This is a genomic window from Nonomuraea muscovyensis (assembly GCF_014207745.1).
GTDB classification, from domain to species: Bacteria; Actinomycetota; Actinomycetes; order Streptosporangiales; family Streptosporangiaceae; genus Nonomuraea; species Nonomuraea muscovyensis.
Genome location: NZ_JACHJB010000002.1, coordinates 1,316,751 through 1,336,035, shown reverse-complemented (window position 1 = coordinate 1,336,035; position 19,285 = coordinate 1,316,751). Strand labels below are relative to the sequence as shown.

Sequence of the window (19,285 nt, the reverse complement as noted above, 5' to 3'; positions counted from 1 at the left end):
ACCGTGGCCGTTGGCAGGTCTCATGGCCCATGCGCGCAGCAAAGCCCAGGTCTGCCGGCCGGCCAACTTACAGTTGTCCGCGTGCTGATCCGGCGTGACGCGAAGGCGCCGGCTCTCCCGGAGAGCGGCAACGCCTCCGGGCTTACGTTGCCGGCGAGCTGCTGGCCCACATCTCCCCAGCACACAGCGAGAACGTCAACTTCTTCGGGTGATCACCGTCGACGTGGAGGCGGAGCTGGCCAAGCTGGACGGCGGTGGCTGGCGGCCGCTGCTCCCGGTTCCTGCGGACGTGACGGTGATGTGACCCCGCCAGGACCAGGGGCCAACCTTGGGCGCGAGGACGCGCGCCCGTCGTCGAAGGCCGATCACGACCTTGGGCCGGCGCTGTCCGCCTGTTTCGCTCCGGCGAAATCTGCTCCGATGATGACAATGCCGGACGTGAAGCGCAGGTGTCAGATGATTTCGATGTTGGCCATCATTCCCATGTCTTCATGTTCGGCGTTGTGGCAGTGGAAGAGATAGCGGCCGCGGTAGCCGTCGAAACGGGTGATGATCTCCACCGATTCAGCCGGTCGCAAGGAGACGGTGTCCTTGAGGCCGGCGTCGTGGGGCAGTGGCGGCCTGCCGCTGCGCGAGAGCACCCGGAAGCCGACCAGGTGCAGGTGGATGGGATGGTGGACGTCGGCGACCAGTCGCCATATTTCGACGTCGCCGAGGTGGGTGGTGACGTCGGTGCGGGCGGGGTCGAACGGTTCGCCGCCGATCAGCCAGCCGTGGCCGCCGTGCATCTGTCCGGCGCGGAAGGAGAAGTCGCGCACCCTGACGGCGTCCGACCGTCGCCATATCGGCAGATCGGTGGACAGCGTGCGCGGGATGCGACTGTCGTCGGAGGCCCTGCGCGCGATGCGGAAGGCCATCACCTCGCGGGTTCGGCCGGAGCCGAGCCGGTTGAGGAGTCTGACGCGGCTGCCGACCGGGACACCCTTGAAGTCGATGATCACGTCGTAACGTTCGGCGGGTGCGATCGGCAGGAGCCGGTGGGTGACCGGCGCCGTGAGCAGCCCCTGGTCGGCGCCGATCTGGACGAGATCGAGCAGGCGTCCGTCGTCGCTGACCGCTTCGAGCTCATAGTGGCGGGCGTTGGAGGCGTTCAGGATGCGCAGCCGGTAGCGGGCCGCGTCGACCTCGTGCACCGGCCACGGGGCGCCGTTGACCAGGATCACGTCACCGAGGACTCCGGCCAGATACGCCTCGCGAACGCCCGGCCGCCGGCGCAGTGCAGGGTCGAGGGCGGGATAGTCGAGGCTGCCGTCGGCGGCGAACGCACGGTCGGCGATCATAAGCGGCAGCTCGCGCCGCCCCGCGGGCAGGCCGAGCGAGTCCTCGGCGTCGTCGCGCACGATGTGCAGCCCGGCCAGACCCCGCCAGATCGCGGGGGCGGTGAAGTCCATCCGGTGGTCGTGATACCACAGCAGCGCCGGCCGCTGGTCCAGCGGGAACGTGTAGTCCCGCGTCAGCCTGGTCAGCACAGCCTGCGGATCGTGCATGCCATGCCCCGGCCCGCCAGGGCCGGTGTGTGTGACGTGGGCGTCCGGCCAGCCCTCAGGCAGGACGAGGTCGGTCGGGTACCCGTCGGAAGGCGCCGGGGTCCGGCCGCCGTGCAGGTGTACGACGGTCGGTACGGGCAACTCGTTGCGATGCGTCACGGTGATCGGCCGGCCGCGGCGCGACTCGATCGTCGGCCCCGGGAAGGCGCCCTCATACGTCCACAACGGCGTCCTGACACCAGGCAGGATCTCCGCGGTCGCCTCGCGCTGGGTGATCTCATAACGGTCGGCACCGCCCGAGGTGCTGACCGGCGCCAGCACGGAGGGAAGTGGCAACGACACCTGGAACGCGGGCGGCAGCGGCACGGCGCTGCGCAACTCGGCACCGGTGAACGGCGGCCGGCGGGCCAGCGCCGCCGAGGTCGACAGCCCGGTGACCGCCATCAGCCCGAGCGCACCGCCGATGCCCAGCACCCGCCGCCTGGCCATGGCATGGGCACGACCGGATCGGTCGTCATCGTGCTCACGCATGGCCGGCTTCCTGCTGCTTCGGCTCCTCCACGGTCTGCGGGATCGGCGGTCGCCGCCGGAGGGGCCGGAGCCACACGGCGATGAACAGCACGACGAGCCCGGCGACGGTCATCACCCCCAACGGGAGGTGCAACCACAGCGCGCCGTCAAGCCCGGCCAAGTACTGCACCGTCTCGGCCACCACCACAGCCAACGTGGCAAAGAACGGCCAGACCCGACGCAGCCGAACCCAGACCACGATCGCCACGATCACCTGCACCAAGCCGATAGCGGACACCACGTCGGCGCCGACCGCATGCCAGCGCAAGCCGTCGTAGTCACCGCTCAGGTACACACCAGCGAACACTGGCTGACCGACGACCGCCACCGTATGCGCGCTGACGACAGCCCGCAGGACCCGCCCGGAGAGCATCGTGCGATGCGGGGCCTCAGGCACCGCCGCGCGGAACCGGTTGGTGACCATGAGCGTACTCCTCACTCCGTTCCTCGGCACGGCCGTAGACCGCATCCAACAGGTCGCGGGCGAAACGGCCGGGATCGTCCAGGCCCACGGCCGCCAGGGTGTGGGGGCCGCCGACGAGCAGGTGCGGGATCGCGGCGTGCATGGCCAGGGTGACGGCGGCGGCGCGCTCCGGTGTGACCGGTAGCCCGGCGGCCCGCTGCGCCTCCTCGAAGGCGGTGAGGTCGGCCGCCGCGATGCCGTCCAAGATGGCGGCCAGCCAGGGAGCGCGGGCCGCCTCCGCATGGAGTTCGAGGTAGGCGAGCAGCCGCTGCCGGCCAGGGCCCGCGGCCTCGGCCAGCAGCGCGCCCATCATGGCCACGAGCGTCGCCCGGTCGGTGATCACCGGTCTGGGCAGATCGCGGTAGAGCTCGACGCACCGCTCGGCGATCGCCTGCAGCAGGGACTGCCTGGTCGGGAAGTAGTTCTTGGAAGTGCCGGGGGGCACACCCGCCGCAGCGTCCACCGCGCGGTGCGTCAGCCCGCGCCCACCCTGCTCGGCCAGCACCTCGATAGCCGCGTCCCGTAGCCGGCCTCGCCGGTCCCGATTCGCCATGGATGCAAGGTTACCCCAAATGTGGTACCACAAATGTGGTGATTCTCTGACTGTGATCGGGCTCAGAAGAGCCGGCTGGCGCGTACGTGTGCCCGAACGGCCGCACCACTCTGGAGCGGTACGGCACGGCCTCTGGGATCCACCCCCACCGCGACACGCGGCGCCGCGTTAAGGGCACCCCATGGCGCCTGCCGCGGCGGCCGGAGCGCCGCGGATGGCGCGCCGCCACCCGGTCGACCACTCCATGCCGGTCATCGACATCCCGGGGGCGCCATCCCCACGGGCATCGCCGGCCTCTGCCGCTGAGCTGCCATCCACGGCGCCTCGTGCACGGAGCACGCGGTGGGTGGTCTCGGTTTCGTGCCGCTTGATCAGCGCCAGCGCGATCATCATCGGCGCGTGCACGGTATTGAGCCGAGCCGAGCTCAGTGCCTCCAGAATCTGACCAACCCGGCCCGGCAGATCGGTGTAGGACACCTCGAACACCCGCGGCCGGTGCTGCCGAGGGAGACACCGAGCGAGCATCGTGCACGCCCTTAGCGCGGGTCCATGAGGACGTCGGACTTCGTGACACTGCGAAGGCAGGGAAAAGTCGTAACTGGGCGTCTCTCGTTCCGGCGGTGGAGTTCGCAGCGGGGCAGGGGACGGCCGATGCGCGGCTGTTCGCCTCTTTCACCCCGTCAGCTGAGTGCTGCTGGGCGGCTACGGAAGCGTGAGCCGTGTGCGTGCCTGTGTGGTGCTGTCCGGGTGTGAGTGTCGAGGAAGACACGCACCGCGCCTGCCCACACGAATGCGGATCCGAGCAGATGCGCGACGATGACGGTCTCGGCGAGGCCGGTGGCGATCTGCGTGAGACCGATGAGTCCCTGCCCGACAAACACGGCGATGAACAGCGTGGTGCGCCCATGCGCGGTCGAGCCTCGATCTTGCCGGGTTCTGGCCCACAGGACGGAGGCGATGGCGAGCACGAGCACGGCGGCGGCCGCGTGCAGCCAGGCCATCGCGGTCCAGTTCAACGGCATGCGCGCACGCCGGAGGAGTCGCCCGCGTGCGGCCCGGTGCCGGTGGCGAGCGTACCGGTCACGACGAGCAGCGCCGTGGCCGCGGGCAGGGCCGCGGGCAGGGCCGCGGGCAGGCGGCCGACGGGGGTGGGCGACGCCTTCGCCGCCCAGATCTTCAACGCGGGCGCCATGAGGCACCCACGTTGACAGCACGCTGCAGCCACTCGACAGCGGCGCCGATCTGCTCCCTGCCGACGAACTCGACGCCGATGCCCTTGATGAACAGCACCGCGAAGCCCTGTGTCACACACATGCCCGCGTCGGTGAACGACCGTGACAAGGGGATCAGCGGATGGCTGGTACACCCGGCGAACCGGGTCGACCTCGACGAGTCGGTCAACACGGAAGCGTCAGCAACGTCCTGATCAGCAAGCCTGTGCCTGGACCGCACGCCAGGCCAGCTTAGCCCTCGATCTACGCAACCTCTAAGTGTTAGGTCGTCTTTCAGTTATCTGCTACGTTGGGCCAAACGATCTGATCATGGAAGGGGATGGGCGATGACGGAGGCGCCGGAGTTGTCACTGGAGATGCGGCGGAACGGACTCGACCCGGTCGAGGAACTGGCCCGGGCGCGGGACGGTGAGGGCGTGGTGCAGGTGGTGACGCCGTTCGGCCAGCCCGCGTACCTGGTCCTCCGGCACGAGGATGTGCGCGAGGTGCTTTCGGATCCGACCCGGTTCAGCAACGCCATGACACCGTTCGCCGCGGCCGGTGAGATGAGCCAGGAAGAGCAGGACAAGCTGCGGGCCGGGTTTCTGCTCGCGTTCGACCCGCCGGAGCACACCCGGTTGCGGCGGATGCTCACCCCGGAGTTCACCATCCGTCGGATGCGCCGGCTCGCGCCGCGCATCGTGGAGATCGTCGAGGCGGCGCTGGACGATCTGGAGCGGGCCGGCAAGCCGGCCGACCTGATGTCGCACTTCGCGTTGCCGGTGCCGTCGCTGGTGATCTGCGAGTTGCTGGGAGTGCCGTACGCCGACCGCGCCGAGTTCCAGGAACGTTCCGTTCGCCTGTTGAACATCTCGTTGCCGGTCGAGGAACAGACCGCGGCGCTGCGGGAGAACCGCGCCTACATGGCCGGCCTGGTCGCCCGCGCACAGGCCGACCCGGGCGAGGACATGCTGGGCATGCTGGTGCGCGAACACGGCGACGATCTGAGCACCGACGAGCTCAACGGCATCGCGGCCCTGCTGCTGCTCGCCGGGCATGAGACGACCTCGAACATGCTCGGCCTGGGCACCCTGGCCCTGCTGCGACACCCGGACCAACTCGCCATGATCCGCGAGGATCCGACGCGGGCCGAGCCCGCCGTCGAGGAACTGCTGCGCTGGCTGTCCATCGTGCACTCGCCGTCACCGCGCACGACCACGACGGATGTGGAGATCGCCGGCCACGTCATCCCCGCGGGATCGCTGGTGCTCCTTTCGCTTCCCGCCGCCAACCGCGACGGTGGTCACATCGAGAACCCCGACACCCTCGACATCACCCGGGGTGCCCCCGGACACATCGCCTTCGGCCACGGCGTGCACCACTGTCTCGGCGCGCCGCTGGCACGAATGGAGATGCGCATCGCCTTCCCGGCCCTACTGCGACGCTTCCCCAACCTCACACTCGCGGACGAGCAGGCCGACTTCCGGGTCTTCAGCACCGTCTACGGGTTGAACTCGCTACGGGTGACCTGGTGAGAGCCGACGCAATCCGCAATCATGAGCGCATCGTCGGCGCCGCGGTCCTGGCGTTCGAGGAGATCGGGCCCCAGGCGACGCTCGAGGAGATCGCCGCACGCGCGAACGTGAGCGTGATAACGGTCTACCGCCGCTTCCGCTCGCGTGACCAACTCGTCCGGGCCGTCTTCGACCATGTCCTCACCACCGAGCTCCAGCCCATGACAGCGATACACACCGACGACCCGTGGCAGGACCTCACCGGGATGCTCGAGGCCGTCACCGAAGTACTCGCCCGGCGGCGGGTCATCATCTCACTCGCCCACCAGTTCGTGACGTTGGCGAACGAGAGCACTCAGCTCTTCGTGCAGGCCATCGAACCCATGCTGCGCCGGGCCATCGACGCGGGCGTGGTGCGACCGGAACTGCTTCCTCGCGATCTGACCGTGATCACCGTCATGAACCTGGCCACGGTGCATCCCGGCGATCCCCAGGGCGAGGACCGCAGGCGCTACCTCGCCCTGCTCATCGACGGACTGCGCCCATCACCGGCCACCCTGCCGCCACCCTCACCGCGTGACTTCTTCGAGCCACCCGGTGCCGACGAACCGTCGCCCTGACCACGCCGAAGACAGAACGCCGCTGCTCGGCCCTGGCCATGGACGGAAACCCTGTGTGGCAGCCGCGCCGGCGAAGACTCGCTCGGGTCTTCGGTGACGCGGTCTCGGGTCGCGACTCACCCCACCATGACCAACCTGCTGTGGATCGCCACCGCCGTCGCGTGCTGCGGAATCGTCGTCGCCCTCGTTGTGCGGCCGCGCGGCTCCAACAGCGTTCCACAAACCGAACCGACACCGAGGAGGCCGGCATGGAAGTAATCGTCGACCAGGACAAGTGCACCGCGGGCGGCCTATGCGTCATGGCCGCGCCGGAGGTCTTCGACCAGCGCGACGAGGACGGCATCGTGGTGCTGCTCGACGCCAATCCGCCCGCTGGCCACCACGAGGCCGTCCGCGGGGCCGTCATGATCTGCCCCGCCGCGGCCATCCGGCTGAAGGAGGATCGGTGAACGGTGTCCTGGTCATCGGCGCTCCTGTCGGCGGTCTCACCGTGGTGGAGGCGCTGTGCCGAAAGGGCTAGGGCGGGCGCATCCGGGTGATCGGCGACGAACCGCATCTGCCCTGCGACCGGCCACCGCTGTCCAAGGAGATCCCCACCAGCCTTTATGTTCCTGATCTACTTTGTAAAGGCGTCGGCCAGTTTGGCCGCGCGCAGCTCCAGGTAGCGGCGTTCAGGGAGGTTGGTGGCGTAACGGGCGGCGGCGCGGTAGGCGTCGAGGGCCTCCGGCGACCGGCCGGCCGTCTCCAGCAGATGTGCCCGCACCGCGTGCAGCCGGTGGTGGCGGGCCATCCGCTCGTCCGCCTCCAACTCGGCGACGACGGCCAGGCCGGCCGCCGGGGCGTGGACCATGGCGACGGCGACGGCCCTGCCGAGGGTCGCCATCGGATTGGGCGCCACCCTCTCCAGCAGCTCGTACAGTGCCAGGACCTGCGGCCAGTCCGTGTCCTCGGCCCGCGGCGCCTCGTCGTGGACGGCGGCGATGGCCGCCTGGAGCTGGTACGGCCCGAGCGCGCGGGTGCGCGCCAGCGTCGCGGTGACCAGCGCGACGCCCTCGGCGACGAGGTCCCGGTCCCAGCGCGAGCGATCCTGGTCGGAAAGCGCGACGAGCGCCCCGGCCGCGTCCGTGCGGGCGTCGCGGCGCGCCTCGGTCAGCAGCATGAGGGCGAGCAGCCCGGCCACCTCGCCGTCGTCGGGGAACAGCCGGTGCACGAGGCGGGCCAGGCGCACCGCCTCGGCCGTCAGGTCGTGGCGCTGCAGCTCGGGGCCGGCGGTGACCGCGTACCCCTCGTTGAACATCAGGTAGAGCACGTGCAGGACGGCCGTCAGCCGTTCGGCGCGCTGCGCGGCCGGCGGCGGCTCGAACCTGGCGCCCGCCCGGCGCACGGTCTGCTTGGCCCGGCTGATGCGCTGCGCCATGGTCGCCTCGGGGACGAAGTAGGCGCGGGCGATCTCGGCCGTGCTCAGCCCGCCCATCGCGCGCAACGTCAGCGCGACCTGCGAGGACGGCGACAGGGAGGGGTGGCAGCACAGGAACAGCAACGTCAGGCTGTCGTCGCGCGCACCGGCGGGCGGCTCGTCGGCGGGCGCCGCGACGAGCAGGGACGGCGGAGTGGCCAGCAGGTCGGCGTCCTCGCGCCGCCGCCGCGCGGCGTCGCTGCGCACCCAGTCGGTGAATCGCCGGGTGGCGACGGTGACCAGCCAGCCGTACGGGTTGGCGGGCACGCCCTCCTCGGGCCACTGGACGGCCGCCGCGAGCAGCGCCTCCTGCACGGCGTCCTCGCACGCGTCGAACCTGCCGTACCGCCGCATGAGGGCCGCGAGGACCTGCGGCGCCAGGTGGCGCAGCAGGTCCTCGAACGGTTCGGGACTCACATCGCGTTCCCGGGGGCCTCGTGCAGGACCGGCCACACCTCCACCGCGTTGTGAGCCGCGAACGGCAGCGCGGCGGCGATCTCCAGGGCCCGCTGCTCGGTCTCGACGTCGATGAGGTACCAGCTGGCCAGGTACTCCTTGGTCTCCAGGTAGGGGCCGTCGCTCACCGCCGCCACCCCCTCGCGCACCCGCACCGTCTTGGCCTGCGCCGCGTCAGCGGTGCCGTAGGCGCCGAGCAGCTCGCCGGTCTCCTTGAACCTGCGGTTGAAGGCGTCCTGCTCGGCGATGGCGCTCTGGAACTCCTCGGCGGAGAACGAGTCCCAGAGCTCCTGGTTGCCGTAGATGATGAGCATGTACTTCATGGCCGGCTTCCTTCCGTCCGGACGCCCCCGCTGGGCGTCCTTCGCTGGATGGTCGGAGCCGACACGGGGCCCTCGACATCGTCCGCGGAACTTCTTCCGCGATCCACGGTACGGGTCAGGACGTCGAGGTCGGAGCGGGGGAGGCGGTCTGCCCGGGACCGCCGGGCAGGCGGTCGTGGTGCCGGCGGCCGTGCCACTCGCCCCGATCCCGGCCCGTGGCGTCGAACACGGCGACCGCGGTGGCCGTCTCGCCCGACACCGTCGCGTGGACGAACACCTTGGCCCCGGTCTTCACCGAGGCGAGGCCCTCGCGGCCGGCGTTGACGCGGGTCTCGCCGGTGAGCGCGTACTCCTTGGTGTAGCCGTCCTCGCTCTTCACCGTGATCGAGTCCTGGTCGAGGGCGGTCACGTCGCCGTACTGGGTGGCCACGGTCACGTACCCGCCGTTGGCGTCGGGGACGACGTACTGGCCGTGGATGGCGCCGCGGCCCATGCCGCGCCCGCGTCCCCAGCCCCAGCCGTGTCCCGGGGCCTTCTCGGACGGGGTGGCCGAGGGGGGCTCGGTGGGCGCGGCGGAGGGGGTGGGGCTCTGGGTGGGCGTCGGTGAGAGCGCCGCCGCGGCCACCCCGGCACCGGTGGCGATCACCAGGGCGGTTACCCCCGTGAGGACCAGGGTGCGGGGGACGCGGCGGCGGCGGGGTGGGTCCTGGGCGAGGACTTCGGCGGTCCTGAGGTCGTCCGGTCCGGGGGTCATGATCGCTCCTCCAATAGGGGTATAGCGGTATAACAGTGCATTTAGCGCCGTAAAACCGCTATAAGCCCCCGTGGGGGATCACTGGGCGAACTCGGCCAGCGCGGCGGCGATCTCCTTGTGCATCGTCTCGCTGCCGGTGTGCCCGGAGTCGGGCACGACGACGAGCCGCGCGTCGGGCCAGGCCTGGGCGAGCTGCCAGGCGTTCTCCAGCGGGCCGCCCAGGTCGAAGCGGCCGTGGATGAGCACGCCGGGGATGCCGGCCAGCCTGTGGGCGTCGCGGAGCAGGACCCCCTCCTCCAGCCAGGCGGCGTTGGAGAAGTAGTGGCTGCAGATGCGGACGAAGGCGAGCCGCGACGCGTCGGGCCGGTCGCTGTAGGCGTTGGGCGTGCCGTTGACCTCCAGGGAGATGACCGCGTCCTCCCAGGCGAGCCAGTCGTGAGTGGCCTTCTCGCGCACGGCGGGGTCGGGGTCGGACACCAGCCGGGCATAGGCGGCCAGCAGGTCCCCGTCACGGTCGGCCTCGGGGACGCCCTCGCGGAAGCGCTGCCACTGCTCGGGGAAGAAACGGCCGACGCCCCGGTAGAGCCAGTCGATCTCGGAACGGCGGGTCATGGTCACACCGGTGATCACCATCTCGGACACGCGCTCGGGATGGGTCTCGGCGTAGGCCAGCATGAGGGTGGACCCCCACGAGCCGCCGTACAACAGCCACGTGTCGACGCCGAGGTGCTCGCGCAGCCGCTCCATGTCGGCGATCAGGTGGTGCGTGGTGTTGGTGCTGAGGTCGGCGGCCGGGTCGCTCGCGTGGGGCAGGCTGCGCCCGCAGTTGCGCTGGTCGAACAGGATGATGCGGTAGCGCTCGGGGTCGAAGCGGCGACGCGAACCGGGGCCGCAGCCGGAGCCGGGGCCGCCGTGGACGACGAGGGCGGGCTTGCCCTCGGGGTTGCCGCACACCTCCCAGTAGACGAGGTGGCCGTCGCCCGTGTCGAGATGGCCGTGGTCGTACGGCTCGATGGGGGGGAACATGGTCCCCAAGATACAACAGTGCTGTCATATATCCTGCCGAGAGGCCGCCCCGCGGCGCGGGACGGCCTCGGCGGGCGGCGGGTCAGTCGTCGTCCTCGTCGTACGGGGGATAGGGCGGGTCCGCCGACGGGACGTAGAGCCCGGCGACCTGGGTGTCCCCGGTGGCGTGGGCGGCGGGCGCGGACAGGGCGCCCGAGACGACGAGTGCGGCGGCCACCGTGGCGGTGGCGGCGAGCAGGCGCTTCAGCATCGTGGATCACTCCGTGAGGTTGCGGCGCCCAGGTGGTCTGGGCTTACGGAGCGTCGACTGGGTTCCCGGGAAACGCCAATGCGGCGCGTGGAACCTCTTCACCGTAGCCGCGGACACCGGCGCGGGTCGCCAGGGGAGTGGCAAAGCCTTGTCCAGGTCATGGGAGGTCGGCCACGGCCCCCGCCCGCGACGCGGCCGTGCACTATGATCAAGTGCCGGGCCCGGGCGAACAGGGGTCCACCCCGTGGAGGAGCATGAGCGCGTCCCGCGACACCACCGCCAGGTGGAACCACAACATCCACTACCACCCGCTGATCCTCGGCGCCGTCCCGGCGGGAGCACGGGACGCGCTGGACGTCGGCTGCGGGGAGGGCATGCTGGCGCGGGCGCTGCGGCGGACGGTGCCGCGGGTGGTGGGCATCGACCCCGACCCGGACGGCATCGAGCTGGCCCGCTCCCACGGCGACGACGTGGAGTACGTGCTCGGCGACTTCCTGGCCCACCCGTTCGCGCCGGAGTCGTTCGACATGGTGACGGCGGTGGCGACCCTGCACCACCTGGACGCCGCCGCGGCCCTTGACCGGGTGCGCGAGCTGCTGCGGCCGGGCGGCAGGCTCGTGGTCGTGGGGCTGGCGCGCGGCGGCGGGCCGGCCGGCCTGCCGTACGAGCTCGCCGGCCTCGTGGCGCACCGCTGGCACACGCTGACCAGGCCGTACTGGGAGCATCCCTCGCCGGTTGCCGCTCCCGCGCAGACGTATGCCGCGATGCGGGAGCTGGCGCGGCGGACGCTGCCCGGAGCGCGCTTCCGCCGGCACGCGCTGTGGCGTTACTCACTGTGCTGGACGAAGTCCGGGGAGGGTGTGTTAGGCTGAAGGCAGTTGCAGTTGTGGTACCCATGAAACTTGTGTGCGCCTGACGGTATGTAACCGTAGGGCGCATTTTTGTTGCCGGTCATCTCCGGATGGGCTCATCGCGGCGGCACTGGATTCGCACATGGCGGATCCGAGTTCGTCAACCAGAAGGAGACAGACATGGCCAGCGGAACCGTAAAGTGGTTCAACTCCGAAAAGGGCTTCGGCTTCATCGAGCAGGACGGCGGCGGCGCCGACGTCTTCGCCCACTACTCCAACATCGTTTCCCAGGGCGGCTACCGTGAGCTGCGCGAGGGCCAGCGTGTGGCCTTCGACGTGACCCAGGGTCAGAAGGGCCCGCAGGCCGAGAACATCGTTCCCGCCTGACCGAAGCGCATACGAGCCGGGGCTCGCACCTTCACGGGTGCGGGCCCCGTTTCGTCGTTGTGCCGTGGTCCGGCGAGCAGAGGTGCCGGCCGGCCGGGCTGCGGAAGGCCGGGCCCGCCCGCGCGGCCCGGCGGGCGGGGCGTCACACCACGATCCGCAGGCTGCGGTCCAGGCCGGTGACGCGCAGCAGTTTGCGCAGTTGCGGACGCGGCCCCCGCAGCGCGAAGGCGACGCCCCGCCGGCTGGCCCGGTGCTGGATGCCGACCAGCACACCCAGGCCGGAGGCGTCGCAGAACGCCACCGCGGACAGGTCGACGACGAGCCGCCCGCTGCCGTAGGGCAGGGCGTTCAGCAGCCGTGTCCGGAGGGCGTGACTGGTGAAGATGTCGATGTCGCCCGACACGTGCACGACGGTGGGCGCCGTCAGGGTGGTTCTGCCGAGAGGGGCAGACGCGAGGATGGTCATGGAACGCTCCGATCGGAGAAGTAAGGCCATGCCGCAGGTCAGCCGCCGCACGGGCGGGGACGACGTGGCGAGGTTCGCGCGTCCGGCGGGCCCGGCCACGGGTGAGCGGCCGTGAGCACGGGCGGCGGCGCGGGTCGCGTGGTACGGCCGGCGGCACTGTCGGTGGCATCTGCGGCACTGTCGGCGGCACTGTTGGTGGCGCTGTCGGCGACACCATCGGTGGCCCTGTCCGTGGCACGGTTGGCGGTGCCCGGCGGGACGACGTGCAGGGCGAGGTGCTCGCCGCCGGCGAAGCACAGGACGACCAGCTCGACGTGGGCGTGGTGGAACAGCCGGACGTCGACCTGGCGCCCTCGCGCCGGAACCCGGCGCGGGATGTGCTCCCACGCCTCCGGGTGCACGCCGACGCGCAGCGTGGTGCGCCCGCGCCGCTGGTCGACCGCGGCGATCAGCCCGGGCAACTGGGTCGTGGCGTCGCGTGAATAGGGCCACCACGTGCCGTCCACGACGTCACGCGGGCCGGGCAGGGGAGTGAGGGCGAGCCGCACTGGCGAATCGACCCGTGGAATCGTGCCGGATACGGCGGAGAGTGGTGCCCGAGGAGTCAGAAGCGTGGTCGGCATGATCGCCTGGCCTTGTCCAGGCCCCGTGATGATGGAGGCCTCGAAATGATGTATCGCCGCGGGCGACGCCGACCGGCTGCCAACGCACAAGAAGTCCTCGGTATCGCCAGTCTACCTGATCATCCTCCGAAACGGCCGTTGGGGCAGGCGACGACGGGGTCGGGCGGCGTCGCCGAGCATGCGGAACGTCCCCCCGTCGTGGCGTCGAAGGCGGCGTGTCGTCGTCACCGTCCTCAGCCGGTGCCCGTACCGACGGCGTCCAGGTGGGTGCGGGCGGTCTCCGCGAACAGTTGGAGCTGCGTGTCGGAGGCGGTGCCGCCGATCACGATGAACCTGTCCTTCGACATCGCCGCCACCTCCACCTCGCCGTCGTGGCGCGCGATGTTCTTGGGCCCGGTGACCGAGTCGACGCTGCCGACCGCGCCGCATTCGGCGTAGAAGGCCTTGAACGCGTCCATGGCGTCCACCCCGCTCACCACGACCTGCGTCACCGTGGTGCCGTCCGTCGCCGTGAAAGATCGCCACCGGGTCGCGGCCTCCATCGGCGCGATGACCCGGTTGCCGCAGGGCACCAGGCTCTCGTCCAGCTCCCGCCACGTTCCGTGCGAGGTGGCCGCTACCGTCCACGTGCGGCCGTCCTTGAGTTGGCCTGGCTCCAGGAGCGGCGAGAGAGGGCCGGTCTCCCCCCGAGCCGCTGTGCCACAGCCGGCGCAGAGCAGCATGATGAGCGTCACGATGGTGCGGTTCACGTCTGATCCTTCCCATGGTCGTCATCCTGATTACTGCCCGTGGGCCGCGGAGGTTCCCCGGAGATCGGCCACCTTGCCGGCGATGATCACGAACCCGGCCACGAAGGCGGCCAGCCCGCAGGAGAGCAGCCGGGTGCCCGTCTCGGCCGGTACAGGCGGCCATCCCGCGACGAGCGGTGCCGTCGCCAGAGCCAGCAGTACGGCCCGGCCGACCTTCGCAGGCGAGACCGGGCTGGTCTCGTCCAGGCATCCGCACGGCACTCCGCCCCTGCGCCGCAGCAGGACGACCAGATAGGCCGCCAGCGCCAGGTACCACAGCGCCACGATCGCGGCGGCGAACCGGAGCAGCCGGACTTCTCCGGTCAGCCAACCGGCCAGTACGGCGGCGCCGGCCAGGCCCTCGGCAGGGCCGAACAGTGGCGCGAGCCGTACCAGGAAGGCGGGAAGAAGGTCGTGTGCTCTGACCACGGAGGTCAGGTCGCCGCGGCGCACCGCGGCGACGACCAGCAGCACGGCGCCCGCCAGGGTGAAGCAGGCCGGCAGCGTTTCGAAGACGGTCATCTACGTCCAAAGGAGCGCGAGCGACAACAGGAACCCGGTGGCGCACAGGCGCCCCACCCATGCCGTCGAGGCCAGCAACTTCGTGTCCCACCGGCGCGGGTCGCCGCTGAGCGCGCGGGAGAGCGGCATGAGCGCCCTGCCCACACCGAAGCCCAGCCCTGTCAGCAGGCCCGGGCCCAGCCCTCCGGCCAGCACGATGACCAGGACGAGCAGTTGGGGCAGCGCGGTCGGGGTGAAGGTACGCACACCCGTGCCCATCTCGAAGCCGAACTGCAGCGGTCCGGCGAAGTCGGCGCGGGGGATGACGTCCTGCGGCACGAGCCGGCGGTTCTGCGGCAGCGACAGCGGCCGTCCGGCCAGTTCAAAGACCAGGATGACGGCGACGATCGGGGCGAGCGTCCACAGCCGCACCGCTTCCGGGATGATCGAGGCCAGCCCGCCGAGCGCTCCCGTGATGAGCCCGGCCAGCAGCGCGCCGAGCATGAGTCCGATGCTGAACACCGGCAACTTGCCTCGCCAGACCGACGAGGTCAGCAGGTCCGCTGAGTTGAGGCTTCAAACGGAGCCGGACAGCGAGAACCCGGCCGTCACCCCCAGCAGCGTCCAGGCGAGCGGGGTGAACGACGGGGTCCAGACCTGGTGGGCGGCCATGACCAGGGCCGTGCTCAGCATGATGCCGAGCGCGACCCTGGTGGCGGCGAACGTGTTGCTCATCCGGTTGCTCAGGGGTTGGAGTAGGAGCAGATGTAGAAGGTGGTCCCGCCGCAGGTGGCGACGTTGCCGTCGGCGCAGCGGTACGGGGTGCCGTTGTGCGTCCAGCGCCAGGCGTTCCGGTCGGTCAGGCTGCCGGAGCCGCACGCCTTGATGGCGTAGCTGTTGTAGCAGGTGCCGGAGGAGCGCAGGAACCAGCCGTCGCCGCCGCAGTAGCTCCTGGAGTACGGGGCGCCGACGCAGGCCTTGGTGTTGTTGTTGTAACCGGCGGCGCTGTTGTAGCCGGCGCAGTTGGTGTACTCGTTCCCCACCACCGCGTGGGCGCTGTTGTTCTTGCCGGGCAGGGCGGACAGCACGTTCAGGGCCAGGGCGCCGCCCAGCACGCCCATGGTCTTGAAGACGGTTCGGCGGGAGGGGGCCGGCCGCGTCAGGCGGGGGCTCGTGCCGCTGTCCGGCTCGTCGTCTTCGACGGAGGGCACCTCGGCCCAGTAGCGGTCGACATCGACTGTCATGCGCTTAACCTCTCTGAGGGGCTGACGGCGAGGAAGGCGTCGAGGTCGTCGTCGGATCCGACGACCCTGCGCCACTCCTCGGTCCCGTTGGCGGAGTACTTGACCAGCGACGGGGTCGCACCGACCGCGAGCTGGCCGAGCAAGGCGGCGTCGATCACGGGCAGGACCTGGCTGTCCGTCACCCACTCGGCGCAATGGGCGGCGGACCCCAGCAGCACAGCGTGCCCGGACAGGCCGGGCCCGGCCACTGCGGCGAGGCGGTGGGCGCGTTCCCGGCAGTTGGGGCAGTGTTCGGACACGACCAGGACGAAGGTGGGCAGGCCGTCGTCGGACGCGAACCTGGCCACCGACCTGGCGGCCGGTGCCGCCGGCGCGGCCGCCTGCGCCTGGAGCAGCTTGCCCTGCAGCTGGCGGACCATGCCCAGCAGCGTGGAGAAGGCGAAGAGCAGCAGCACCGTTCCCAGGAAGGACAGAACCGCCAGCGAATCGAGGAGAGCCCTCATCGGTCTAGCTCAGCCTGCACGAGATGGACTCCACGACGCCGATGAACCGGGTGTCGTCAGGGTTGGCCGCGACGACGGTCGTCGCGGCGGTCTCGTTGACCACGAAGACCGAGCGGGTCTTGACGGCGCCGGACTCGTCCCGCTCGTCGACGCGCCACATCGCGCCGCCGCGCACACGCCTGCCCGAGGAGCGCGGGACCGCCTCCGAGCTGTCCGCGATCGGCTTGACCTGGACGTTGCAGACCTGGTCGATGGTGTTGACCGCCAGCAGGTTGCCGAGTGTCAGGCCCGATCCCGCCCGGGGCAGCATGGTCAGCCCGTCCGGCGTGTCCTGAAGGTCGAACTTGGCCAGGATGTCCATGAAGGCTTCGAACGGGACGCCCGTGCCGTTGAAGAAGGTGGCGACCTCGTGGTGCGGTCCCACCCACACCATGTTGGTGCCGCTCTCCGGGTCCTCGAGAGACATGAGCCGGCCGCCGTTCCACTGAGCCTCACGCACGGTGAAGCGGGACCAGTCGCCCAGCTGCTTGGAGACGAGCTCGGCGGAGCCCGCCGGTGTGACCTGGAAGCGGATGCCGCCGGTTGGGCCGTGTGCCCAGATGAGATAGGCCCAGCCGCCGATGAAGGGCTGGGGGTTTCCGTCGACGGTGAGAGTCTGTCCGTTGGGTGCACGCACTTGCATGTCGTCGCCTTCCGCGAGGGGGGGAGAAGGGCACGCCGAACGAGAGTCCGCGTGGTTCAGCGATGCAAAGGAGGTGCGCACGTGCCGGCCTGTCGCGAGGCACGCTCAAGATCGATGGGACTATCTCACGCGATCTTCAGAGGGTCAAGATCTTGTTGCAACCGGTTGAGGCCCGAGGTGGCAGCCATCCGGCGTCGGACGCCGATGCCGGCAGCGTGCCCCGTGGACCAGCCCCGTGGACCAGCCCCGTGGACCAGCAGGGCGGCGTGGACTGCCACCTGGTTCATCGGCCGCCGTCGCCTTCAGCGGGCGATCCGTCCATTCCTTTCCGCTGTCCATCGGGAGGCTCGCGAACATATAAATTTCAATGATCTGCTCATGAGGCGACGAGGGTCGCGATCTGACCTCAACGGCCGTAACCCCGACCCGTCGGAGCATGAATCCATCGACAAACGGCCGTAAATATCGCGTCTTGACCCGGGTGATCGATCATGCCAAGCTCCGGGGGAGATTATCAGGTGCCCGAAACTGCCACGAAAGGCCAGGGCTCAATGGGGCATTTATCCACTCTCCGAACTGCCTCCAACTCCATTCTCCGCCTCGAGGTCGACGACGCGGAAGCCGCCTCGGTGGCCTCATGGACCGGCCACGTTCGCTACACACCGAAGTACGGTGGCCGGAAGACGACCGCCGAAAGCTGGGCACTCGAACTGGCTCCCAAGTCCGCCCTGACGGCGGGCGTCAACTCGGTCCGCGGCCGGGAGCGTGAGCGGCTCTCCCTGGCCGGTGGGGAAGTCGTCATCTACGACTGCGAGGATCCGGCCGACGCCCGATGGGCCGTGTGGCTGGGTCCGTGGCACATGACCCACGGGCTCTTCTACGCCCCGGAATGGGAATCGGCCGACATCGTCGAGACGTTCAGTCGCGTGACGTGGACCGACACCCCTGAAGGCCTGACGGCCGACGGCGGCAAGCGCTTCGACGTCTCCACGGAGTTCTACGCGACCTGGATCGCGGGCGTCGGCACCATGATGGTCGAGGCCAAGCAGGCAGGAGTCAGCCGGATCCCCGAGTGGCGGGGCTTCGGCGCGGCGGCGGGTGAGCTGTGGCGGATGCCCGCGCCGCCCACGGGGGACGAAACGCCGTTCCTCCTGGTCACCGAGAGCGCCATCGCCACCCTGTACCCCTGGGACGCCCCGGGCGCCGGCGGGGCGAGCGTGACGGCTCGCGCGCAGGCGGGCAGCGCGCAGACCGCCGCCGACTTCCTGAGCAAGGTCAAGCGCGTCGAGTGGCAGGCTTGACGTGGAGCCGTTGACGGCGGCGGTCATCATCCTGGCGATTCTGGTCCTCCTCCTCTTCGCCGCCTGTGCCGGCCTCTACCGGCGGGTGCGCGAACTGGAACTGGCCACCTACAGCGGCGTCGGCGTGCGCCTGGCCACCGGCCCCGACACGCAGGCGAACGCGCTGGCCGTCCCCGGCGGCACCACCATGGTGATCAAGGTCAATCGTCGCTGCCCCATCTGCGACGACGTCCTGCAGGCGGCTGCCAGGCTGGCGATCACCCTCCCTCGGGACCTGTCGTTCGCGGTCCTGTCCGACGATCCTGCGTTCGACAAGCAACTGCCCGAATCCATCAGGGTGATCAAGGATCCAGCGGTCTGGCGAGCGGCCGGCGTGCCGTACACCCCGGCTCTGCTCGTCGTGGACGAGAACGGCGTCGTGGGCTTCACCTCGCCCGTGGGATCCGGAGAGGCGCTCACGGAGATCGTCGAGCGAGCGGTGGCGACCAGAAAGGAAAAGCAGCTGTGAAGGCCGAAAAGCGGAGTTCGATCCTCGATCAGATTCCCAGCAGTGAGGAGATGCCCGAGCAGGCGTTACCGACCCTGGTCGGCGCCAAGCGGGAAGGCTGGAGCAGACGGCGCGTCCTGGGCCTGGCCACCGGAGCCGCCGTGGCGACCGGCCTCGGCGCTCTCGACCTCCTGCCCTGGTCCAAGCCGCGCTCCGCCGCGGCTGCCTCGTACACCGCGTGGGGGACCTGCCACGGCTTCGTGACTGCGAGCCAGGTCTGCTACCCGGCGAGCGCGCTGTTCTCCGGCAACTGCTCCGGCAGCTGGCACCGCAACGACGGCGGGTCCGGCACCTGCTACAACTTCCGCTACACCCACTACGCCACGAGCTGCGACGGTCACAACGCGTGGAAGTGGACCGGCGGCAGCACCACCAGCACCCGACGCAAGTGCTCCGACGGCTGGTACGAGTACAACGACTGCGGCGGGGGCAGGGTCTCCCGCTTCTCCATCTGCCGTACGGCGATCTGACCGGGTTCATGAGCAACTCCACCACCACGTCCGTCCGCCTGCTGGTGCCGGGCCTAGCACTGATCGCCGCAGCGGAGCTGCTGGTGCTGGCCACGGCGCTGGCGGGCGCGGACACCAAGGGCTTCACCTGGCTGGTGGCGGCCCTCGTCGCCGGCTTCTCCCTTTCCGGCTCTGTTTGA

The 19,285-nt window shown here is 70.3% G+C and carries 30 protein-coding genes; 9 read left to right on the top strand and 21 right to left on the bottom strand.

The window, feature by feature from the left end; translation table 11 throughout:
• Positions 1-452 precede the first annotated feature (452 nt).
• From FHU36_RS22930 to FHU36_RS22900, 7 genes are all read right to left on the bottom strand, one after another.
• Positions 453-2,078 (bottom strand): multicopper oxidase family protein, encoded by a 1,626-nt coding sequence (locus FHU36_RS22930; RefSeq protein WP_185085964.1) that lies wholly within the window; start codon positions 2,076-2,078, stop codon positions 453-455.
• Positions 2,071-2,541: a hypothetical protein gene (locus tag FHU36_RS22925; RefSeq protein ID WP_221496535.1), complete on the bottom strand. Its 471-nt coding sequence runs from the start codon at positions 2,539-2,541 to the stop codon at positions 2,071-2,073. Before FHU36_RS22925 ends, FHU36_RS22930 begins: the two co-directional genes overlap by 8 nt.
• Complete coding sequence (locus FHU36_RS22920; RefSeq protein ID WP_185085963.1) at positions 2,507-3,133, bottom strand: TetR/AcrR family transcriptional regulator; 627 nt, start codon at positions 3,131-3,133, stop codon at positions 2,507-2,509. The genes FHU36_RS22925 and FHU36_RS22920 overlap by 35 nt, the downstream gene beginning before the upstream one ends.
• A gap of 168 nt (positions 3,134-3,301) precedes the next feature.
• On the bottom strand, positions 3,302-3,610 hold the full coding sequence (locus FHU36_RS22915) for a hypothetical protein (protein WP_185085962.1): 309 nt from the start codon (positions 3,608-3,610) through the stop codon (positions 3,302-3,304).
• A gap of 203 nt (positions 3,611-3,813) precedes the next feature.
• The gene (locus FHU36_RS22910) at positions 3,814-4,155 is read right to left on the bottom strand and encodes a COX15/CtaA family protein (RefSeq protein WP_221496534.1); all 342 of its coding nucleotides are present in this window, start codon (positions 4,153-4,155) and stop codon (positions 3,814-3,816) included.
• Entirely contained in the window at positions 4,146-4,325 is a 180-nt protein-coding gene (locus tag FHU36_RS22905) for a hypothetical protein (protein ID WP_185085960.1), read from the bottom strand. The genes FHU36_RS22910 and FHU36_RS22905 overlap by 10 nt, the downstream gene beginning before the upstream one ends.
• Positions 4,310-4,474, bottom strand: coding sequence for a hypothetical protein (locus tag FHU36_RS22900; RefSeq protein WP_185085959.1), 165 nt, complete (start codon positions 4,472-4,474; stop codon positions 4,310-4,312). Before FHU36_RS22900 ends, FHU36_RS22905 begins: the two co-directional genes overlap by 16 nt.
• A gap of 217 nt (positions 4,475-4,691) precedes the next feature.
• On the opposite strand from FHU36_RS22900, the gene FHU36_RS22895 reads away from it, so the two are divergent.
• The 3 genes from FHU36_RS22895 to FHU36_RS22885 all read left to right on the top strand — a co-directional run bounded on the left by FHU36_RS22895 (position 4,692) and on the right by FHU36_RS22885 (position 6,927).
• Positions 4,692-5,879 (top strand): cytochrome P450, encoded by a 1,188-nt coding sequence (locus tag FHU36_RS22895; protein WP_185085958.1) that lies wholly within the window; start codon positions 4,692-4,694, stop codon positions 5,877-5,879.
• A complete protein-coding gene (locus tag FHU36_RS22890) occupies positions 5,876-6,478 on the top strand; it encodes a TetR/AcrR family transcriptional regulator (RefSeq protein WP_185085957.1) in 603 nt (200 codons plus the stop codon). Before FHU36_RS22895 ends, FHU36_RS22890 begins: the two co-directional genes overlap by 4 nt.
• Before the next feature lie 248 nt (positions 6,479-6,726).
• Complete coding sequence (locus FHU36_RS22885) at positions 6,727-6,927, top strand: ferredoxin (RefSeq protein WP_185085956.1); 201 nt, start codon at positions 6,727-6,729, stop codon at positions 6,925-6,927.
• A 167-nt stretch (positions 6,928-7,094) separates the two neighbouring features.
• On the opposite strand, the gene FHU36_RS22880 is transcribed toward FHU36_RS22885, so the two are convergent.
• The 5 genes from FHU36_RS22880 to FHU36_RS22860 all read right to left on the bottom strand — a co-directional run bounded on the left by FHU36_RS22880 (position 7,095) and on the right by FHU36_RS22860 (position 10,743).
• Positions 7,095-8,351 (bottom strand): RNA polymerase sigma factor, encoded by a 1,257-nt coding sequence (locus FHU36_RS22880; RefSeq protein WP_185085955.1) that lies wholly within the window; start codon positions 8,349-8,351, stop codon positions 7,095-7,097.
• Positions 8,348-8,713 carry a YciI family protein gene (locus FHU36_RS22875; RefSeq protein WP_185085954.1) on the bottom strand — a complete coding sequence of 122 codons (366 nt, stop codon included), beginning with the start codon at positions 8,711-8,713 and terminating at the stop codon, positions 8,348-8,350. The genes FHU36_RS22880 and FHU36_RS22875 overlap by 4 nt, the downstream gene beginning before the upstream one ends.
• A gap of 115 nt (positions 8,714-8,828) precedes the next feature.
• Positions 8,829-9,467: a hypothetical protein gene (locus FHU36_RS22870; RefSeq protein ID WP_185085953.1), complete on the bottom strand. Its 639-nt coding sequence runs from the start codon at positions 9,465-9,467 to the stop codon at positions 8,829-8,831.
• Positions 9,468-9,545: 78 nt separating this feature from the next.
• Positions 9,546-10,493 carry a prolyl aminopeptidase gene (pip, locus tag FHU36_RS22865; RefSeq protein WP_312891748.1) on the bottom strand — a complete coding sequence of 316 codons (948 nt, stop codon included), beginning with the start codon at positions 10,491-10,493 and terminating at the stop codon, positions 9,546-9,548.
• Between the two features lie 82 nt (positions 10,494-10,575).
• On the bottom strand, positions 10,576-10,743 hold the full coding sequence (locus FHU36_RS22860) for a hypothetical protein (RefSeq protein WP_185085951.1): 168 nt from the start codon (positions 10,741-10,743) through the stop codon (positions 10,576-10,578).
• A 254-nt stretch (positions 10,744-10,997) separates the two neighbouring features.
• On the opposite strand from FHU36_RS22860, the gene FHU36_RS22855 reads away from it, so the two are divergent.
• The gene (locus FHU36_RS22855; protein WP_185085950.1) at positions 10,998-11,615 is read left to right on the top strand and encodes a class I SAM-dependent methyltransferase; all 618 of its coding nucleotides are present in this window, start codon (positions 10,998-11,000) and stop codon (positions 11,613-11,615) included.
• A 159-nt stretch (positions 11,616-11,774) separates the two neighbouring features.
• A complete protein-coding gene (locus FHU36_RS22850; protein ID WP_101789680.1) occupies positions 11,775-11,981 on the top strand; it encodes a cold-shock protein in 207 nt (68 codons plus the stop codon).
• A 142-nt stretch (positions 11,982-12,123) separates the two neighbouring features.
• Here the strand turns inward: FHU36_RS22850 and FHU36_RS22845 are convergent, their stop codons facing one another.
• From FHU36_RS22845 to FHU36_RS22805, 9 genes are all read right to left on the bottom strand, one after another.
• Positions 12,124-12,447: an STAS domain-containing protein gene (locus FHU36_RS22845; RefSeq protein ID WP_185085949.1), complete on the bottom strand. Its 324-nt coding sequence runs from the start codon at positions 12,445-12,447 to the stop codon at positions 12,124-12,126.
• Positions 12,448-12,485: 38 nt separating this feature from the next.
• On the bottom strand, positions 12,486-12,995 hold the full coding sequence (locus tag FHU36_RS22840) for a DUF5994 family protein (protein WP_185085948.1): 510 nt from the start codon (positions 12,993-12,995) through the stop codon (positions 12,486-12,488).
• A 308-nt stretch (positions 12,996-13,303) separates the two neighbouring features.
• Complete coding sequence (locus tag FHU36_RS22835; protein WP_185085947.1) at positions 13,304-13,819, bottom strand: hypothetical protein; 516 nt, start codon at positions 13,817-13,819, stop codon at positions 13,304-13,306.
• 30 nt (positions 13,820-13,849) lie between these two features.
• A complete protein-coding gene (locus tag FHU36_RS22830) occupies positions 13,850-14,380 on the bottom strand; it encodes a MauE/DoxX family redox-associated membrane protein (protein ID WP_185085946.1) in 531 nt (176 codons plus the stop codon).
• Positions 14,381-14,881, bottom strand: coding sequence for a hypothetical protein (locus FHU36_RS22825; protein WP_185085945.1), 501 nt, complete (start codon positions 14,879-14,881; stop codon positions 14,381-14,383).
• Positions 14,882-14,935: 54 nt separating this feature from the next.
• Entirely contained in the window at positions 14,936-15,094 is a 159-nt protein-coding gene (locus tag FHU36_RS22820) for a hypothetical protein (RefSeq protein ID WP_185085944.1), read from the bottom strand.
• Positions 15,095-15,102: 8 nt separating this feature from the next.
• The gene (locus FHU36_RS22815; RefSeq protein ID WP_185085943.1) at positions 15,103-15,603 is read right to left on the bottom strand and encodes a hypothetical protein; all 501 of its coding nucleotides are present in this window, start codon (positions 15,601-15,603) and stop codon (positions 15,103-15,105) included.
• The gene (locus FHU36_RS22810) at positions 15,600-16,106 is read right to left on the bottom strand and encodes a hypothetical protein (protein WP_185085942.1); all 507 of its coding nucleotides are present in this window, start codon (positions 16,104-16,106) and stop codon (positions 15,600-15,602) included. The genes FHU36_RS22815 and FHU36_RS22810 overlap by 4 nt, the downstream gene beginning before the upstream one ends.
• A 4-nt stretch (positions 16,107-16,110) precedes the next feature.
• Positions 16,111-16,788 (bottom strand): hypothetical protein, encoded by a 678-nt coding sequence (locus FHU36_RS22805; RefSeq protein WP_185085941.1) that lies wholly within the window; start codon positions 16,786-16,788, stop codon positions 16,111-16,113.
• Between the two features lie 629 nt (positions 16,789-17,417).
• Between FHU36_RS22805 and FHU36_RS22800 the strand changes: the two genes are divergently transcribed.
• From FHU36_RS22800 to FHU36_RS22785, 4 genes are read left to right on the top strand one after another with little or no spacing between them, the layout of a single operon-like run.
• Positions 17,418-18,089, top strand: coding sequence for a hypothetical protein (locus FHU36_RS22800; protein ID WP_185085940.1), 672 nt, complete (start codon positions 17,418-17,420; stop codon positions 18,087-18,089).
• A 1-nt stretch (position 18,090) separates the two neighbouring features.
• Positions 18,091-18,597 carry a thioredoxin domain-containing protein gene (locus tag FHU36_RS22795; protein WP_185085939.1) on the top strand — a complete coding sequence of 169 codons (507 nt, stop codon included), beginning with the start codon at positions 18,091-18,093 and terminating at the stop codon, positions 18,595-18,597.
• On the top strand, positions 18,594-19,106 hold the full coding sequence (locus FHU36_RS22790; RefSeq protein WP_185085938.1) for a hypothetical protein: 513 nt from the start codon (positions 18,594-18,596) through the stop codon (positions 19,104-19,106). Before FHU36_RS22795 ends, FHU36_RS22790 begins: the two co-directional genes overlap by 4 nt.
• An 8-nt stretch (positions 19,107-19,114) precedes the next feature.
• Positions 19,115-19,285, top strand: a complete 171-nt coding sequence (locus tag FHU36_RS22785) for a hypothetical protein (RefSeq protein WP_185085937.1) — start codon at positions 19,115-19,117, stop codon at positions 19,283-19,285.

Coding starts and splice junctions, on each gene's coding strand:
- FHU36_RS22930 (WP_185085964.1), bottom strand. CDS start 2,078: ATGCGTGAGCACGATGACGACCGATCCGGTCGTGCCCATGCCATGGCC.
- FHU36_RS22925 (WP_221496535.1), bottom strand. CDS start 2,541: ATGGTCACCAACCGGTTCCGCGCGGCGGTGCCTGAGGCCCCGCATCGC.
- FHU36_RS22920 (WP_185085963.1), bottom strand. CDS start 3,133: ATGGCGAATCGGGACCGGCGAGGCCGGCTACGGGACGCGGCTATCGAG.
- FHU36_RS22910 (WP_221496534.1), bottom strand. CDS start 4,155: ATGCCGTTGAACTGGACCGCGATGGCCTGGCTGCACGCGGCCGCCGCC.
- FHU36_RS22905 (WP_185085960.1), bottom strand. CDS start 4,325: ATGGCGCCCGCGTTGAAGATCTGGGCGGCGAAGGCGTCGCCCACCCCC.
- FHU36_RS22895 (WP_185085958.1), top strand. CDS start 4,692: ATGACGGAGGCGCCGGAGTTGTCACTGGAGATGCGGCGGAACGGACTC.
- FHU36_RS22885 (WP_185085956.1), top strand. CDS start 6,727: ATGGAAGTAATCGTCGACCAGGACAAGTGCACCGCGGGCGGCCTATGC.
- FHU36_RS22875 (WP_185085954.1), bottom strand. CDS start 8,713: ATGAAGTACATGCTCATCATCTACGGCAACCAGGAGCTCTGGGACTCG.
- FHU36_RS22870 (WP_185085953.1), bottom strand. CDS start 9,467: ATGACCCCCGGACCGGACGACCTCAGGACCGCCGAAGTCCTCGCCCAG.
- pip (WP_312891748.1), bottom strand. CDS start 10,493: ATGTTCCCCCCCATCGAGCCGTACGACCACGGCCATCTCGACACGGGC.
- FHU36_RS22860 (WP_185085951.1), bottom strand. CDS start 10,743: ATGCTGAAGCGCCTGCTCGCCGCCACCGCCACGGTGGCCGCCGCACTC.
- FHU36_RS22855 (WP_185085950.1), top strand. CDS start 10,998: ATGAGCGCGTCCCGCGACACCACCGCCAGGTGGAACCACAACATCCAC.
- FHU36_RS22850 (WP_101789680.1), top strand. CDS start 11,775: ATGGCCAGCGGAACCGTAAAGTGGTTCAACTCCGAAAAGGGCTTCGGC.
- FHU36_RS22845 (WP_185085949.1), bottom strand. CDS start 12,447: ATGACCATCCTCGCGTCTGCCCCTCTCGGCAGAACCACCCTGACGGCG.
- FHU36_RS22830 (WP_185085946.1), bottom strand. CDS start 14,380: ATGACCGTCTTCGAAACGCTGCCGGCCTGCTTCACCCTGGCGGGCGCC.
- FHU36_RS22820 (WP_185085944.1), bottom strand. CDS start 15,094: ATGAGCAACACGTTCGCCGCCACCAGGGTCGCGCTCGGCATCATGCTG.
- FHU36_RS22815 (WP_185085943.1), bottom strand. CDS start 15,603: ATGACAGTCGATGTCGACCGCTACTGGGCCGAGGTGCCCTCCGTCGAA.
- FHU36_RS22810 (WP_185085942.1), bottom strand. CDS start 16,106: ATGAGGGCTCTCCTCGATTCGCTGGCGGTTCTGTCCTTCCTGGGAACG.
- FHU36_RS22805 (WP_185085941.1), bottom strand. CDS start 16,788: ATGCAAGTGCGTGCACCCAACGGACAGACTCTCACCGTCGACGGAAAC.
- FHU36_RS22785 (WP_185085937.1), top strand. CDS start 19,115: ATGAGCAACTCCACCACCACGTCCGTCCGCCTGCTGGTGCCGGGCCTA.